At 66.9% G+C, this 16,307-nt stretch carries 15 protein-coding genes and 1 tRNA gene; 2 read left to right on the top strand and 14 right to left on the bottom strand.

What is annotated here, in order from left to right:
* Nucleotides 1–33 precede the first annotated feature (33 nt).
* Both recQ and FB548_RS15910 read left to right on the top strand, forming a co-directional pair.
* A complete protein-coding gene (recQ, locus tag FB548_RS15915) occupies nt 34–1,827 on the top strand; it encodes a DNA helicase RecQ (protein WP_142125773.1) in 1,794 nt (597 codons plus the stop codon).
* A 103-nt stretch (nt 1,828–1,930) separates the two neighbouring features.
* Nucleotides 1,931–2,383: a hypothetical protein gene (locus tag FB548_RS15910; protein WP_142125772.1), complete on the top strand. Its 453-nt coding sequence runs from the start codon at nt 1,931–1,933 to the stop codon at nt 2,381–2,383.
* Here the strand turns inward: FB548_RS15910 and FB548_RS15905 are convergent.
* The 14 genes from FB548_RS15905 to ruvB form a co-directional block, all read right to left on the bottom strand.
* Nucleotides 2,380–4,560 carry a glycoside hydrolase family 3 N-terminal domain-containing protein gene (locus FB548_RS15905; RefSeq protein ID WP_142125771.1) on the bottom strand — a complete coding sequence of 727 codons (2,181 nt, stop codon included), beginning with the start codon at nt 4,558–4,560 and terminating at the stop codon, nt 2,380–2,382. The genes FB548_RS15910 and FB548_RS15905 overlap by 4 nt on opposite strands.
* A 132-nt stretch (nt 4,561–4,692) precedes the next feature.
* Entirely contained in the window at nt 4,693–6,720 is a 2,028-nt protein-coding gene (locus tag FB548_RS15900) for a M3 family metallopeptidase (RefSeq protein WP_142125770.1), read from the bottom strand.
* Nucleotides 6,721–6,744: 24 nt separating this feature from the next.
* Nucleotides 6,745–7,857: a PLP-dependent cysteine synthase family protein gene (locus FB548_RS15895; RefSeq protein WP_142125769.1), complete on the bottom strand. Its 1,113-nt coding sequence runs from the start codon at nt 7,855–7,857 to the stop codon at nt 6,745–6,747.
* Between the two features lie 61 nt (nt 7,858–7,918).
* Nucleotides 7,919–7,994: transfer RNA gene (locus tag FB548_RS15890), tRNA-Lys, on the bottom strand.
* A 74-nt stretch (nt 7,995–8,068) separates the two neighbouring features.
* Nucleotides 8,069–8,734 (bottom strand): 7-cyano-7-deazaguanine synthase QueC, encoded by a 666-nt coding sequence (gene queC / locus FB548_RS15885; protein ID WP_142125768.1) that lies wholly within the window; start codon nt 8,732–8,734, stop codon nt 8,069–8,071.
* 153 nt (nt 8,735–8,887) lie between these two features.
* Entirely contained in the window at nt 8,888–9,571 is a 684-nt protein-coding gene (gene queE / locus FB548_RS15880; RefSeq protein WP_142125767.1) for a 7-carboxy-7-deazaguanine synthase QueE, read from the bottom strand.
* 63 nt (nt 9,572–9,634) lie between these two features.
* On the bottom strand, nt 9,635–10,468 hold the full coding sequence (ybgF, locus tag FB548_RS15875) for a tol-pal system protein YbgF (RefSeq protein ID WP_142125766.1): 834 nt from the start codon (nt 10,466–10,468) through the stop codon (nt 9,635–9,637).
* Between the two features lie 15 nt (nt 10,469–10,483).
* Entirely contained in the window at nt 10,484–10,999 is a 516-nt protein-coding gene (gene pal / locus FB548_RS15870) for a peptidoglycan-associated lipoprotein Pal (RefSeq protein ID WP_142125765.1), read from the bottom strand.
* Between the two features lie 60 nt (nt 11,000–11,059).
* The gene (gene tolB, locus FB548_RS15865; protein ID WP_142125764.1) at nt 11,060–12,367 is read right to left on the bottom strand and encodes a Tol-Pal system beta propeller repeat protein TolB; all 1,308 of its coding nucleotides are present in this window, start codon (nt 12,365–12,367) and stop codon (nt 11,060–11,062) included.
* An 86-nt stretch (nt 12,368–12,453) separates the two neighbouring features.
* A complete protein-coding gene (gene tolA / locus FB548_RS15860; RefSeq protein WP_142125763.1) occupies nt 12,454–13,488 on the bottom strand; it encodes a cell envelope integrity protein TolA in 1,035 nt (344 codons plus the stop codon).
* 6 nt (nt 13,489–13,494) lie between these two features.
* Entirely contained in the window at nt 13,495–13,923 is a 429-nt protein-coding gene (locus FB548_RS15855) for an ExbD/TolR family protein (RefSeq protein ID WP_142125762.1), read from the bottom strand.
* A gap of 12 nt (nt 13,924–13,935) precedes the next feature.
* Nucleotides 13,936–14,709 carry a protein TolQ gene (tolQ, locus tag FB548_RS15850; RefSeq protein WP_142125761.1) on the bottom strand — a complete coding sequence of 258 codons (774 nt, stop codon included), beginning with the start codon at nt 14,707–14,709 and terminating at the stop codon, nt 13,936–13,938.
* 39 nt (nt 14,710–14,748) lie between these two features.
* A complete protein-coding gene (gene ybgC / locus FB548_RS15845; RefSeq protein ID WP_142125760.1) occupies nt 14,749–15,204 on the bottom strand; it encodes a tol-pal system-associated acyl-CoA thioesterase in 456 nt (151 codons plus the stop codon).
* Between the two features lie 51 nt (nt 15,205–15,255).
* A complete protein-coding gene (ruvB, locus tag FB548_RS15840; protein WP_142125759.1) occupies nt 15,256–16,296 on the bottom strand; it encodes a Holliday junction branch migration DNA helicase RuvB in 1,041 nt (346 codons plus the stop codon).
* Between the last annotated feature and the right edge of the window lie 11 nt (nt 16,297–16,307).

Genomic DNA, 16,307 nt, shown 5'->3' with positions numbered 1-16,307 from the left:
ATCGAATTTCGAGTGGAAATGAAAGAAGGCGACATGCATGCCGCTTCATTGGAGGCGCTGAAGCGCGTCTTCGGTTACAGCGCCTTCCGTGGTCACCAGCAGACCATCGTCGAACACCTCGCCGCCGGCCACGATGCCCTGGTACTCATGCCGACCGGCGCCGGCAAGTCGCTGTGCTACCAAGTGCCGGCGCTGCTGCGTAAAGGCACCGGCATCGTCGTCTCGCCGCTGATCGCGCTGATGCAGGACCAGGTGGACGCGCTGCGCCAACTGGGCGTGCGCGCCGCATTCCTGAACTCCTCGCTGGAGGCCGCCGAAGCCGTGCAGGTCGAACAGGCGCTGCTCAATGGCGAACTGGACCTGCTGTACGTCGCGCCGGAACGCCTCCTGACCGGCCGCTTCCTGTCGCTGCTGGACCGCAGCCGGATCGCCCTGTTCGCCATCGACGAGGCGCATTGCGTCTCCGCCTGGGGCCACGACTTCCGCCGCGAATATCTGGAACTGGCCCTGCTGCACGAACGCTGGCCGGACGTTCCACGCATCGCATTGACCGCCACCGCCGACCCGCCTACCCAGCGCGAGATCGCCGAGCGCCTGAACCTGGTGGACGCCGAGAAATTCGTCAGCTCGTTCGACCGCCCCAACATCCGCTACACGGTGGTGCAGAAAGACAACGCCCGGCACCAGCTGCGCGACATGCTGCGCAAGCACAAGGGCGAGGCCGGCATCGTCTACTGCCTGTCGCGCAAGCGGGTCGAGCAGTTCGCCGACTACCTGGCGGAACAGGGTTTCAATGCACTGCCGTACCACGCCGGCCTCGATGCCAGCGTTCGCGCGCACAACCAACGCCGCTTCCTGCGCGAGGACGGCATCGTCATGGTGGCCACGATCGCCTTCGGCATGGGCATCGACAAGCCCGACGTGCGTTTCGTGGCGCACGTGGACCTGCCCAAGTCGATGGAAGGCTACTACCAGGAAACCGGCCGCGCCGGCCGCGATGGCGAGGCTGCCGAAGCGTGGCTCTGCTATGGCCTGGGAGACGTGGTGCTGCTGAAGCAGATGATCGAACAAGGCGAGGCCGGCGAGGAGCGCAAGCGGCTGGAACGGCGCAAGCTGGACCAGCTGCTGGGCTACTGCGAATCCACCCAGTGCCGGCGGCAGGTACTGCTGGCGGGCTTCGGCGAAACCTATCCGCACGATTGCGGCAATTGCGACAACTGCCTGAGCCCGGCCGAAACCTGGGATGCCACGGAAGCCGCGCAGAAGGCGCTGAGCTGCGTGTACCGAAGCGGCCAGCGCTTCGGCGTGAACCACGTGATCGACGTGCTTCGTGGCAGCCAGAGTGAGCGCATCCAGCAATGCGGCCACGAACACCTGTCCACCTACGGCATCGGCAAGGACCTGGATGCCACCACGTGGCGCAGCGTGTTCCGCCAGCTGGTGGCCTGCGGGCTGCTGGAAGTGGAGGCCGAGTTCGGCAGCCTGCGCCTGACCGAAGGCAGCCGCGCAGTGCTGAGGGGCGAGCGGCGCCTGCAGTTGCGCAAGGAACAGCGCGAGCGCCGCGAACGCGAGCGTGGCCCGCGCAGCGGACTGCCGGTGGAGGCCGCGGACCTGCCGCGCTTCCAGCTGCTGCGTGACCTGCGCGCGCAGCTGGCGCGCGAACAGAATGTGCCGGCCTACGTCATCTTCCACGACAGTACCCTGCGCAACATCGCCGAACTGCAGCCCGCTACCCTTGACGAACTGGGCCGGGTGGGCGGCATCGGCGGCGCCAAGCTGGAGCGTTATGGGCAGCGCGTGCTGGAGGCGCTGGCTACCGCCGGCTGAAGTTCCCGACCGCCGACCGCCGCCATCAGCCGGCATTCAATCCACGGCTGTTACGTTGCCATGCAGGTCCGCCACCCGGCGCACCGCCGCTCCGGGATCCCCCATGAAGACCCTGCCCCTCGCACTGCTGGCCCTGCTGACCACCGTGCCCGCGTGGGCGCAGTCGAGTGCGGAGGCATTGGACCTCAGCCTGCCGCAGGCAGCGGCCTATGCCAAGGATCCTCCCGGCACCTGGTACGGCGACACCCGGCCGACGCGACCGAAATCGACGGCGCCCGCAGCCCCCGTCGATCCCTGCGTCTGGTACGGCGATGACGACGGTGATGGCGTCTCGGGCAGCGTGACCACCGGCATCGGTTACAGCAAGGGGCACGGCCGCAGCACCTACAACGCGGTCAACCTCAACTTGTGCAAGACCACGTACAACGACGAAGGCAAGCCGCGCACGTTCAACCTCAACATCAACGTCGACCGTTATGACGGCCCCGGCGGCTACTACGGGCCCTACGATGCCTATCCCGGCGGGCCGATGACGCGCGGCACGCCGCGCCGCTAACGCGGCAGCAGTTCGAAACTCACCGCCTCGCCAACGGCGCTCGAGGGCGCCACCCACAGGTCGAACAGGCCTGGCTCGGCCACCGGACGATTGTCTACGCCGTGGAATTCCACATCGGCACGGGTCAGGGTGAACTCCACGTCCTGCGATTCGCCCGCTGCCAGCGTGATCTTGCGGAAGCGCTTCAATTCGCGCACTGGCCGCACGCGGCTGGCGGTACGGTCGCGCAGGTAGAGCTGCACCACTTCTTCCCCCTCGCGCGTGCCGGCATTGGTGATGCGGGTGCGGATGGTCAGCGTGTCGTCCCAGCCGAGCGCCCAGGTGCTGAGCTGCGGTACGCCGTAATCGAAGCGCGTGTACGACAAGCCGTGGCCGAACGGATACAGCGCGGCGTGCGTCACCTCGCGCCAGCGCGTCTGGAAGGCGCGGGGCGTGCCCGGCACGTTGGGACGCCCGCTGGCGGGATGGTTGTAGAAGTACGGCTGCTGGCCTGCGTCCTGCGGGAAGCTCACCGGCAGGCGCGCGGACGGACTGTAGTCGCCGAACACTACGTCGGCCACCGCCGGCCCGGTCTGCGTGCCAAGGAACCACGTGACCAGGATCGCCTGCGCATCGCGTACCGCGCCCTCCAGCGCCAGCGCGCGGCCATTGCGCAGCAACACCACGACCGGCGTGCCGGTGGTGACCACCGCCTCCGCCAGCGCCTGCTGCGGGGCGGGCAGCACGATCTGCGTGCGCGACTGCGCCTCGCCGGAAAACTCGTGCGGCTCGCCCACGGCCAACAGCACCACGTCGGCACCGCGCGCGGCGGCGACCGCTGCGTCGATGCCACCGTCGAGGGCCTCCTCGATACCGCTGCCCGGCACCACCGTCAGCGCGGATGGATCATCCAGCGCGGCGAGCAGCCCGGTTTCCAGATCGACCATGCGCGCAGCGTCGCCGAAGATGTTCCAGCAGCCACCGAGGTTGACAGTGTCCTGCGCAAACGGACCGATCAGCGCGATGCGCTGGCCGGACTTCTTCAGCGGCAAGAGGTCGCCGTCGTTCTTGAGCAACACGATGGAGCGCCGCGCGCAGTCTCGCGCCAGTGCATCGTGCACGGGGATGTGCGACTGGTCGGCCTCGCGTTCGGCATCGAGGCAGCGGTACGGATCGTCGAACAGGCCGACCGCGGCCTTGACATGCAGCACGCGGCGCACGGCTTCGTCGACCTCGGCCAGTGTCAGCCGGCCTTCTTCGACCAGCGTGGCGACGTGGCCGGCATAGATGCCGCTCTGCAGGCTCATGTCCAGGCCGGCCGACAGCGCCTTCTGCGCCGCGTCGGCTTCGTCGCTGGCGTAACCATGCGCGATCAGTTCCAGGTCCGAGGTGTAGTCGGAGACCACGAAGCCTTCGAACTTCCACTCGCCGCGCAGGATGTCCGTCAGCAGTTCGCGGTTGGCCGAGGCCGGCACTCCGTTGATGTCGTTGAACGAACTCATCAGCGTCAGCGCGCCGGCGTCGATGGCAGCCTTGAACGGCGGCAGGTGCACGTCGCGCAGGGTCTGCGGCGCCATGTCGACGAAGTTGTAGTCCAGGCCGGCGGAGATGGCGCCATAGGCGGCGAAGTGCTTGGGCGTGGTCAGCAGCGAATCGGGGGCGGTCAGGTCGGTGCCCTGGAAGCCGCGCACGCGCGCTGCCGCGAGTTCGCACGACAGATGGACGTCTTCGCCGGAGGTTTCCGCGACGCGGCCCCAGCGCTGGTCGCGCGCGATGTCGACCATCGGTGCGAACGTCCAGTGGATGCCGGCGGCAGTGGCTTCCTTGGCGGTCGCGCGCGCGGTGCGTTCGGCCAGGTCCGGCTCGAAGCTGGCGGCCTCGCCCAGCGGAATCGGGAAGACGGTGCGCATGCCATGGATCACGTCGGCGCCGAGCAGCAGCGGAATACCGAGTCGGCTCTCTTCCACCGCGATGCGTTGTGCTTCGCGTCCTTCTGCCGCACCCACGCCGTTGAATAGCGCACCCACGCGGCCACTGCGGATCTGCTCGCGCACCTGCTCTGCATCGCGCGCGAAGGTTTCCGGGTTGACCTCGAAGGCGAACGGCCGCAGTGCGTCGGCGAACGCGCCGAGTTGGCCGATCTTCTCCTCCAGCGTCATGTCGGCGATCAGGCCCTCGATCCTTCGCTGATGCGGCATGTAAGCGATCCTCCCGGGAACGCGGGTGTTACGGGGGAGCCATTATGAAAACGTTTACAGTCATGGTCAAACCCACCGGGTCCCCTGCCCGGGCCACCCTCGCCAAGGCATCCCGGGCCACATTCCTCCGGCTCAGCCCGCCATGCCGGAGTGCCGCAAGAGGGCGTCGATGCGCGGCGCGCGGCCGCGGAAGGCACGGAAATTCTCGGCCGCACTGCGGCTGCCGCCGCGCGCCAGGACTTCATGGCGGAACCGCGTTCCCGTGTCGGCGATCTGGGCCGGCGCCTCCTCGAAGGCCGCGTAGGCATCGGCGCTGAGTACCTCGGCCCACTTGTAACTGTAGTAGCCGGCCCCGTAGCCACCGGCGAAGATGTGGCTGAACTGGTGGGGGAAGCGATTCCAGGCCGGCGGGTGGTTCACCGCCACTTCTCCGCGCACGCGATCCAGCAGTGCGAGCACGTTGTCGGTGGCGGCATCGAAGCCACTGTGAAGCTGCATGTCGAACAGACCAAACTCCAGTTGTCGTACGGTGGCCATGCCGCTCTGGTAGTTCTTGGCTTCGACCATCCTGTCGAACAGCTCGCGCGGCAGCGGCTCATCGGTATCCACGTGCGCGGTCATCGCCTGCACGCGCTCCCATTCCCAGCAGAAGTTCTCCATGAACTGGCTGGGCAACTCCACCGCATCCCATTCCACGCCATTGATGCCGGCGACGCCCAGTTCGCCCACCTGCGTGAGCAGCTGGTGCAGGCCGTGGCCCATCTCGTGGAACAACGTGGTCACGTCGTTGTGGCTGAACGTGGCCGGCCTGCCGTCCATGCCCTTGCCGAAGTTGCAGACCAGGTAGACGATCGGCGTCTGCACGCCACGGGCGGTATCGCGACGGTTGCGGCAGTCATCCATCCATGCACCGCCCCGCTTGCCCTCGCGGGCGTACAGGTCGAGATAGAACTGGCCCACCAGCGCACCTTCACCATCGATCAGGCGGTAGAAGCGCACATCGGGATGCCAGGTCGGCGCCTGGTCCTGCTCGACGCGCAGGCCATACAGATCGCCAATCACGCCGAACAGGCCCTTCAGCACCGCCGGCTCGGTGAAGTACTGCTTCACCTCCTGCGCGGAGAAGCTGTAGCGCGCCTGCTTCAGTTTCTCGCTGGCGTAGGCCAGGTCCCAGGCTTCGACGGTTTCCAGGCCGAGCTGCCCGCGCGCGAAGACCTCCAGTTCCTCTCGGTCGCGCTGCGCATGCGGCTTGGCACGTGTGGCAAGGTCGCGCAGGAACTGCAGCACCTCGTCCGGCGTATCGGCCATTTTGGTCGCCAGCGAGTATTCCGCATAACTACCGAAGCCGAGCAGCGTGGCCAGTTCCGTGCGCAGCGCGAGGATGCGATCGATCAGCGTGGAATTGTCCAGCGCCGCGTTGTCGGCGAGTTCCGATGCGCGCACGGCGTTGGCGTGGTAAAGCGTCTCGCGCAGCGCGCGGTCATCCGCGTAGGCCTGCACCGGCAGGTAGCACGGCATCTGCAGGGTGAACTTCCAGCCCGGCTCGTCGTCGGCCTTGGCCGCGGCCCGCGCCGCGGCCACCACGTCCCCCGGCAGGCCACCGAGGTGCTGCTTGTCCTTGATCCAGAATTCGTACTCGTCGGTGGCGTCGAGCACGTTCTGCGAGAACGTCGCCGACAGGCCGGCGAGTTCTTCCTTCACTTCGGCGAAGCGTGCCTTCTGTGCGTCCGGCAACTCGGCGCCGCCCAGGCGGAAGTCGCGCAAGGCGTTGTCCAACACCTTGCGGCGAGCTTCGCCGTATTGCGCCGCTTCGGGTGCGTCTGCCAATGCGCGGTACTGGCGGTACAGCGCCAGGTTCTGCCCCAATGCGCTCCAGAAGCGCGTCACCTTGGGCAACTGCGCGTTGTAGGCGCCGCGCAGCGCCGGGGTGTTCGCCACCGCTTCCAGATGCGTCACCTGGTTCCAGGCGCGGGCCAGGCGTTCGGTGGCGTCATCCAGCGGCACGACAAACGCATCCCACGTCACGGGGGCAACGGCTTCCGCCGCTTTCACGGCCGCGTCGGATTCGGCCAGCAACTGGTCGACGGCAGGCGCGATGTGCTCGGGCCGGATCGCGTCGAAACGCGGCAGGCCTGAGAAGTCGAGCAACGGATTGGTCATGGGAATACCTTCTGCAATAGGAGATCAGTTCGGCCAGTCGGCCTGCGCCAGCGGGGGCAGCCCGCGTCCGGCAACGGCGGCGGCGATGGCATCGTCGCTCTCCACGATGGGGATGCCGCGCTCCAGATACCAGTCCCGGTTGTAGTAGCTGTGCGCGTAGCGTTCACCGCTGTCGCACAGGATGCTGACGATGGAGCCAGCCAGGCCTTCTTCGCGCATGCGCGCGGCGGCCGCGAGGATGCCGACGAAATTGGTGCCGGTCGATCCGCCCACACGCCGCCCCAGCACAGCACTGACATGGCGCATGGCGCCCAGGCTCAGCGCATCCGGCACCTTGATCATTGCGTCGATGCAAGCCGGGATGAAGCTCGGTTCGCAGTGCGGGCGACCGATGCCTTCGATGCCGGAGCCTCGCCCGCAGGTCAGCGTGGTGTCATCGCAGCCCCCGCATGCGCCCCGGTACTGATCGAAGAACACCGAGTGCTCCGGGTCCGCGCACAGCACCCGCGTCGGATGCCGGCGGTAGCGCACGTAACGCCCCAGCGTGGCGCTGGTACCTCCGGTGCCCGGGCTGCACACGATCCATGCCGGGACCGGATGCGGCTCGGCCTCCATCTGTTTGAAGATGGATTCGGCGATGTTGTTGTTCGCGCGCCAGTCGGTGGCGCGTTCGGCATAGGTGAACTGGTCCATGAAATGGCCACCGGTCTCGCGCGCGAGTTGCCGTGACACGGCGTTGATCGCGCCCGCCGCCTCGACCAGATGGCAGCGACCACCCTGGAACTGGATCGCGGCGATCTTGTCCGGCGACGTGGACGACGGCATCACGGCGATGAACGGCAGCCCCAGCAGCCGCGCGAAATAGGCTTCGGACACGGCCGTCGAGCCGCTGGACGCCTCGATCACCGGCGCGCCCTCGCGCAGCCAGCCATTCGCCAGCGAGTACAGGAACAGCGAGCGCGCCAGCCGGTGCTTCAGGCTACCGGTGGGATGGCTGGATTCGTCCTTCAGGTAGACATCGATGCCGGGAAAACCCGGCAACGGCAAGGGGATCAGATGGGTGTCAGCGGACCGGTTGAAGTCCGCTTCGATGCGCTGTATCGCCTGCGCCGTCCAGTCACGCGCTGCCGTGGTCACGCCGATTTCCTCGCGGGCGCCGACGCGAATACGGCGCGATGATGACGCGGCGGGATGTGCGTGGTGGGCCGTGAAGGATTCGAACCTTCGACCAAAAGATTAAAAGTCTTCTGCTCTACCGACTGAGCTAACGGCCCGGGAACGCATCCCGGCCTTGCACCGGGATGCGCATTCTAACGCATCGTCCGCGATGGGGCGAAACCCTCCCGGTTCACGCGTAGTGCGTGGGGTCCGGCACGCCGGCATCGGCGAAACCCGCGGCGCGCAGGCGACACGCATCGCAGTGGCCACAGGCGTGGCCCTGCCCGTCGGCCTGGTAGCAGGACACGGTCTGTGCGAAGTCGACGCCCAGCCGCACACCCTCGCGCACGATATCGGCCTTGCTCATGTGCAGCAGCGGCGCCTGGATGCGCAGGCCCGCCCCCTCGACACCCGCCTTGGTGGCAAGGTTGGCGAGCTTCTCGAATGCTTCGATGAACTCCGGGCGGCAGTCCGGATAGCCGGAGTAATCCACCGCGTTGACCCCGCAGAAAATGTCGTTGGCACCCAGTACCTCGGCCCAGCCCAGCGCGACGGACAGCATGATGGTATTGCGGGCGGGCACGTAAGTGACTGGGATACCCGGGCCGCCGGCTTCGGGCACGTCGATGTCGTCGGTCAGCGCCGAGCCACCGATGCTGCGCAGGTCCACGTGCACGGTCTTGTGCGCAGCGGCACCGAGCGTGGCGGCGACACGCGCGGCGGCATCCAGTTCCGAGGTATGCCGTTGACCATAGCGCACGCTCAGCGCATGCACGGCGAAACCCTGCTCGCGGGCGATGGCGACGACGACGGCGGAATCCATGCCACCGGAGAGAAGGACGACGGCTTTTTTCATGGGGGAAGTGTATCGCGATGAGCCCCTCTCCCATCGGGAGAGGGGTTGGGGTGAGGGGTGACGCAAGCCACGGAGAGTGATGCGCCGCGTCTTCGCTCGCCCCTCATCCGTCGCTCCGCGCCACCTTCTCCCGCCGGGAGAAGGAGAAAAAGATCACCGCCCCGGCTCGTCGTTCCACAGCAGCTTGTGCAACTGCATCTGGAAGCGCACCGGCAGGCGGTCGGCGATGATCCAGTCGGCGAGCTCGCGCGGCTCCAGTTCGGACTTGCTGGGCGAGAACAGCACGTCGCAGCGCTCGGCCAGGCGGTGTTCGGCGAGCATCCCGCGCGCCCACTCGTAATCGACGCGGCCGCAGAGCACGAACTTGACCTGGTCGCGTGCGGTCAGCAGCGGCAGGTTCTCAAGCCGGTTGCGGGCCATTTCCCCGGAGCCGGGTGTCTTCATGTCCACCACGCGTGAAACGCGCGGGTCCACGTCGGCGATGTCGATAGCGCCGGAGGTTTCCAGCGAGACGTCATGGCCGGCATCGCAGAGCTTCTTCAGCAGCAGCAGGCAGCGCTTCTGCGAGAGCGGTTCGCCGCCGGTCACGCAGACATGGCGGACGCCATGGCGGGCGACCTCGGCCACGATGTCGTCGATCTCGCGCCACTGCCCTCCATGAAAGGCGTAGGCGGTGTCGCAATACTGGCAGCGCAGCGGGCAGCCGGTCAGACGGACGAAGACCGTCGGCCAGCCGACCGCATTCGCCTCTCCCTGCAGGGAGAGGAAGATCTCGGTGATCTTGAGGCGTTCCAGCGGGGACTGGACGATCTCGCTGGGGCGGGCGGCGTCATTCATGGGGTGCGCATGATACGCCCTGCCGGCCCGGCGGCCCCAGGAGGGGCCGGAGACGGCGTTTCTTCAGCGCAGGCGGCCGAGCTGGATGGCGCGCAGTCGGTCGTCGGCGGTGCGGGCGACGTCGGTGCCCGGATACTTGGCGACGACCTCGCCGAGGGTGCGCTCGGCTTCAGGCAATTTGCCCAAGCCGTAGTCGCAAAGGCCCATTTTCAGCAATGCACCGGGCGCCTTGTCGTGGGTGGGGTACTGCGCCAGCAACGCACGGAACTGGTCCGCAGCCAGCGCGTAGTTCTGGGTGACGTAATAGCTCTCGCCCAGCCAGTACAGCGCGTTGGGCGCATACACGCCACCGGGGTAAAGCTGGAGGAAGCTGGTGAACAGCTGCGCGGCATCGGCGTACTCGCCCGCCTTCAGGCGATCGAAGGCGACGTTGTACGCGGTGCGCTCATCGCCGGCAGCTGACATCGCCCCCATGTCGCCATGGACGCTGGGCGGCGGCTCGGCGGTGGCTACGACGGCGGGCGCCGGCACGGTGGCCGGCGGCGATGCGGGAGCCTGGCTACCGAGGGGCGGGCTGGCAGGCGTGGTACCGACAGGGGCCGGTGCAGTACCGCCCTCGAGGCGGTTGAGGCGACCGTCCAGGTCGAGGTACTGGTCGCGGCCGCGCTGCTTGAGCTGCTCGTTCTCGTTCTGCAGCTGTTCCAGCTGCGCACGCAGTTCGCGCAACTCCGCTTCCTGCTGCGTGAGCTTGTTGAGCAGGTCGAGGTTCTGTTGCGGGTTGTTGGCCTTCGCTTCCAGCGCCGCAACGCGGTCAGCCAAGCTGACGCGTTGCGCTTGGGCGGGGGCGGCGGCCACCAAGGCCGCCGCCAGTACCAGCATGTACGTCTTCACGCTCATCGTGGCGATGACGGCTTACTTCGCCGTGTACACGATCTCGACGCGACGGTTCTGCGACCAGCAGGACTCGCTGGAGTCGGTGCAGACCGCACGCTCTTCGCCATAGCTGACCACGGTCAGCTGGGCGGCCGAGCCACCGCTGGCCTGCAGGGCCGAATTCACCGCGTTGCCGCGACGCTCGCCCAGGCCCAGGTTGTACTCGCGGCTGCCGCGCTCGTCGGCGTGGCCTTCCAGCGTGATGCGCGAGGACGGACGGTCACGGAGGTACTTGGCGTGGCAACCCATGATGGCCTGGAACTCCGGCTTCAGGGCGTCCTGGTCGAGGTCGAAGTAGACCACGCGCTGGCGCAGGCAGGCGTCGGTGTCCAGGTCGTTCGGCCCATACACACCGGAAGTGGTCGGGGTGGTCGGCGTGGTGGGTGTCGTCGTCGTGGTATCGGTCGGCTGTTCCGGCTTGACGGCCTTCTTGCAGCCTGCCAGCACGGCGACGGACATCAGGGACAGCATCAGAACACGGGCGGTGTTGTTCATGGTGATTCCTTCGTCGGTAAAACGGGGGGGGGTCAGGGGACGGACATTGTAGACAGAAACTTAACGCGCGGTGCGATAGGGCGACCACGCCGGCTCGCGCACATCCGCATTGGCCACGACCAGACGCTGGCGTACGCGCGCATCGGCGGAGACCGCGTACAACACGCCTCGCCCGCCTTCGCGCGCGGCGTACAGCACCATGCTGGCGTTGGGGGCGAAGCTGGGTGATTCGTCCAGCGATCCCGGCGACAGCGACGACCAGCGCGCGCCACCCAGACTGCTGTCCATCAGCGAGATGCGGTAGTTGTTGCCCGCACCCTGCACCACCGCGATCTTCTTGCCGTCGTAGGACACGCTGGCAGTGGCGTTGTAGTTGCCATCGAAGCTCACCCGGCTCGCACTACCGCCACTGGCGGGCACCCGGTAGATCTGGGGGCGGCCACCGCGGTCGGAGGTGAAATAGATGCTGCTGCCATCCGGACTCCACACCGGCTCGGTATCGATGGCCGAGGTGTTGGTCAGCTGGCGCAGCGACCGGCTGCCCAGGTCCATCACATAGATCTCGGGATTGCCACTGCGCGAGAGGGTCAGTGCCAGCTGGCGTCCGTCCGGCGAGAACGAGGGCGCGCCATTGATGCCGCGGAAGCTGGAGACCTTCTCGCGTGCACCGGTCGAAATGTCCTGTATGTAGATGGCCGAGTTACCGCTCTCGAAGCTGACATAGGCCAGTTTCCGGCCGTCCGGACTCCATGACGGCGACAGCAGCGGCTCGGCAGAGCGCACCACGGTCTGCGGATTGAAACCATCCGAATCCGCCACCATCAGCGCGTAACGCGTGGCCTTGCCGGTGCCGGCGGCGGTGACATAGGCGATACGGGTCCAGAACGCACCGCGCACGCCGAGGATCTTCTCGTAGATGGCATCGGCCATCTGATGGGCGACATCACGCAAGGCATTCGAGCGGGCCGTCATCGCCAGACCGAGCATGCGCTCCTGCTTGGCGACGTCGAACAGTTCGTACTCCACGCGATATCCACCATCGCCCGCGTCCACGACCCGGCCGACGACGATGTAGTCCTGGCGCAGCGCGCGCCATGTCGGGTACTGGATTTCCCCGCCGCGCGTCGGACGCTCGGTGATGCTGGCTTCGGGCAGCGTGCGGAATGCGCCGGAACGCTCCAGATCGGCGCGCACCACGGCCGAGACATCCGTCGGCGGTGTACCCGCACTGCCCTGGTAGGGCATCGGCACCACGGTGATGGGCAGGGCGGATTCGCGGCCGCCGATCAGGTCGACCTCGAGTTGCTGGGCCATCGCCGGGCCACAGAAGCCCAGGAACATCAGCAGGAGTAGCAGTCGTCGCGTCATGGCTCGATTCTCACTCAGTGGCTTGTTTCATCTAGGTGAATTCGGGAAGCAGCAGGGGCAGATTGCCGTCCGTCGGCTGAACAGGGTCATCTGGACGGCTGGAAACGCACCACGAAATCGCGGGCCGCCACTTTCTCGAAACCCGCATAGGGCAGCGGGCTGGCCTTCAGGACGGCGCGCTCCACACTGTCGCGCGCCGCCTGGTCATAGGGGCAGCTGGGTTGCACTTCCGCCGACATCACCTCGCCGCCGGGCAGCATCTTGATGCGGATCGGACAGATCTGGCCGGAGCTCACGTTGGGCGGGCGTACCCACTGGCGCTCGATGGCGGCGACCATCGCCCCCACCCACTCTCCCTGCGAGGGGCCGGATGCGGCTCCCGCCACGCCCGCCGCCTGACCATTGCTCGCTGCAGGCGTGGCCGACGCCGCTGCCTGGCGGGCCCGCGCATCGGCGAGCTGGCGCAGCTTCTGCTCAGCCAGCTGTGCCTCGCGTGCGGCTTGCGCGCGCTGGCGCCGGATTTCCTCCAATCGTTTCTGGTCTGCAGCGGCCTTCTGCTGGGCTTCGGCCGCCACGCGCTTCTGGCGCTCTTCTTCTTGCTGCGCGGCAAGGCGGCGCTGCTGTTCGGCCTGCTCCTGGCGCTTGCGCTCGGTCAGGTCGATCTGCTCCTGGCGCCGCTTGGCTTCCTGTTCCTGGCGCGCCTTCTCCTGAGAGATGGCATCGCGACGGGCTTCGTCCTGGTCCACGTCGTCCGGCACCGGCACGCGCTCCTGCGCCTGTGCCTGCCGTTCGACCGGCGCATCCTGTGGCGCAGGCTCGGGGATCGGTTGCGGGGGCGGGATGGTGTCTTCCGGTGCGGGTTCCTGCACGGGCTCGGGCATCGGTTGCGGCTGGAAATCGAGTGCCCGTTCGACGGCGCGCGCGTCGGAGGCCGAGACGTCGAGCGTGGCCTCCATCGACTGCGATCCGGCTGCGTTCAGACGCTCGCGATCCCACTTGAAGTACGGAGACACCAACAGCAGCACGAGCAGCAGCAGGTGCAGGCCGATGGCCCACGCGACCGCACGGCCCAGCCCTGCGTCCTGCGGCAGCGTCTGTCGCTGGAAGGCTTCAGCGTGCATGGCGCGTTACTGCTTGGTCCACAGGACGACGTTGGTCACCTTGGCCTTCTTCAGCGCCTCGGTGGCATCGATCACACGCTGGTAAGGAGCGTCTGCGTCTCCCGCGAGCAGCACGCGCAATTCGTTGCCCTGCTCGGCCTTGATGGGCGCAAGCATCGCCTCGAGTTGCGCCGCATCGACCGTCCGCGGCGCCTTGTCGCCCGGCAGCTGCAGCCCCAGCCGACCATCAGGGTAGGCGACGACGATGATCGGGTCGTTCTTGGTCTCCACGGCCTTGGCCGTCGACGACGGCAGCTTCACGTCCACGCTCAACGTCAGCAGCGGCGCAGTCACCATGAAGATGATCAGCAGCACCAGCATCACGTCGATGTAGGGGACGACGTTGATCTCGGATTTCAGCTTGCGCCGCTTGCGATGGAAGATGCTTCCGGCCATGGTGGGCTCCGCTTACTCGGCCGAATTCTGGCGCTGCAGGATGGAGCTGAACTCTTCGGCGAAGCTCTCGTAGCGCACCGACAGCCGCTCGACGCGGGTGGTGAAGCGGTTGTAGGCCCACACGGCGGGAATCGCCACGAACAGGCCGATGGCGGTGGCGAACAGCGCTTCCGAGATGCCCGGCGCGACGGCCGCGATGCCCGCCTGCTCACCGCTGTTGAGCATGTCGTGCATGGTCACCATGATGCCGAACACCGTGCCGACCAGGCCCACGTAGGGTGCGGTGGAGCCGATATTGGCCAACAGTTCCAGATTGCGTTCCAGCTGGTCGACTTCGCGCGTATAGGTCACGCGCATGGCGCGCTGCGCGCCTTCCAACTGCGCGCGGCCGTCCAGCCCGCGCTTGTCGCGCAGGCGGGTGAATTCGCGGAAACCCGCTTCGAAGATCGCTTCAAGACCGGTCACCACGCGATTGCGATCCGCGGCGCCGGCATACAGCTTGTGCAACTCCGCGCCGGACCAGAACCGCCCCTCGAACTCGTCGGCGTCGCGGTTGGCGGTCTTGAATATGCGCGCCTTCCGGAAAATGATCACCCAGCTGATCAACGATCCGGCCAGCAGCAGCAGCACGATCAATTGAACCGGCAGGCTCGCCTTGAGCATCAGGTTGATGTAGTTGATCCCGCTGTGCACGGTGCCAGCCGTGGCCTCGGCGGCAGCGGCCGCGGTCTCCGGCGGCAACGCCTCCACCACGGTGTCCTGGAAGGCCAGCAGCGTTGCGATCATCCGTTGTTCCTCGAGTCTCGGTTCGTGTTGCGTATCGGCTTAGAGCGGACGGCCCGGTGTCTCGAGCCGGCGGAATTCCTCATACAACGCCTCGGGCAGCGCAACGGGTCTGAAACCCGAGGCGCTGAGCGCGGCGACTTTCACCTCGGCGGTCAGCAGCACTTCACCACCCCGCTCTATGGACTGGGCGAAGACCACGCTGGCCCGCTTGCATTGGTGAATGCGCGCGCTCACCTGAAGCAGATCGTCCAACCGGGCGGGGCGCAGGAAATCCAGGCGCATCGCTCGGACGGCGAACACCAGGTCGTGGGTCTGGCGCAGTTGCTCCTGGGCGTATCCACGGGCCCGCAACCATTCGGTTCGGGTCCGTTCCAGGAAAGCGACGTACTGCGCGTGGTACACCACGCCACCGGCATCGGTATCTTCCCAATAGACGCGTGTCGGAAAGATGAACGGAGCCGAATCCCCGTCGATCGTCGTCGAATCAGTCGTCAAAGCATGCGCTCCCGCACGTTGTCGTGCATACCATCCTGAAACCAGTTGTCGTCAGAAGAGCTCGCCGGGAACATCGCTCGCTTCGGGTGCGCGACCTTTGGGCGTCAGCCCAAGGTGCAGGTAGGCCTTGCGGGTGGCCATGCGGCCGCGCGCGGTGCGCACCAGGAAGCCCTGCTGGATCAGATAGGGTTCGATGACGTCCTCCAGCGTGCCACGCTCCTCGCTCAGCGCCGCCGCCAGCGACTCCACGCCCACCGGGCCGCCATCGAAGTTGTCCACGATAGTGCGCAGCATGCGGCGGTCGAGTTCGTCGAAACCTTCCGGGTCCACCTTCAGCATCTGCATCGCGGCGCGTGCGACGTCGATATCGATGTGGCCATTGGCCTTGACCTGCGCATAGTCGCGCACGCGACGAAGCAACCGGTTGGCGATGCGCGGGGTGCCGCGCGCGCGACGAGCGATCTCCCCTGCCCCTTCCGGCACGCAGTCCATGCCCAGGATGCGGGCCGAACGCTGCACGATGCGGGTGAGTTCGTCCGGTGTGTAGAACTCCAGGCGCTGCACGATTCCGAAACGGTCGCGCAGCGGTGCGGTCAGCAGGCCGGCGCGCGTGGTGGCGCCGATCAGGGTGAAGGGCGGCAGGTCCAGCTTGATCGACCGCGCGGCGGGTCCCTCGCCGATCATGATGTCGATCTGGAAATCCTCCATCGCCGGATACAGCACTTCCTCGACCACAGGCGACAGGCGATGGATCTCGTCGACGAACAGCACGTCATGCGGCTGCAGGTTGGTCAGCAGCGCGGCCAGGTCGCCCGCCTTCTCGATCACCGGGCCGGACGTGGAGCGCAGGTTCACGCCCAGTTCGTTGGCGATGACATGGCTCAAGGTGGTCTTGCCCAGCCCCGGCGGCCCGAAGATCAGCACATGGTCGAGCGCCTCACCGCGACCTTTCGCCGCCTGGATGTAGATGTCCAACTGCTCGCGGACCGGCTTCTGGCCCAGGTACTCGTCCAGCCGCTTGGGGCGGATGCTGGCCTCGATGGCCTCGTCTTCGCGCGTGGCGGACGAGGTGATGATGCGGTCTGCGGTCATGCGGGGATTAT

The organism is Pseudoxanthomonas sp. 3HH-4, from assembly GCF_006716465.1.
Taxonomy (GTDB): Bacteria; Pseudomonadota; Gammaproteobacteria; order Xanthomonadales; family Xanthomonadaceae; genus Pseudoxanthomonas_A.
This window is presented reverse-complemented; position numbering and strand designations above follow the sequence as displayed.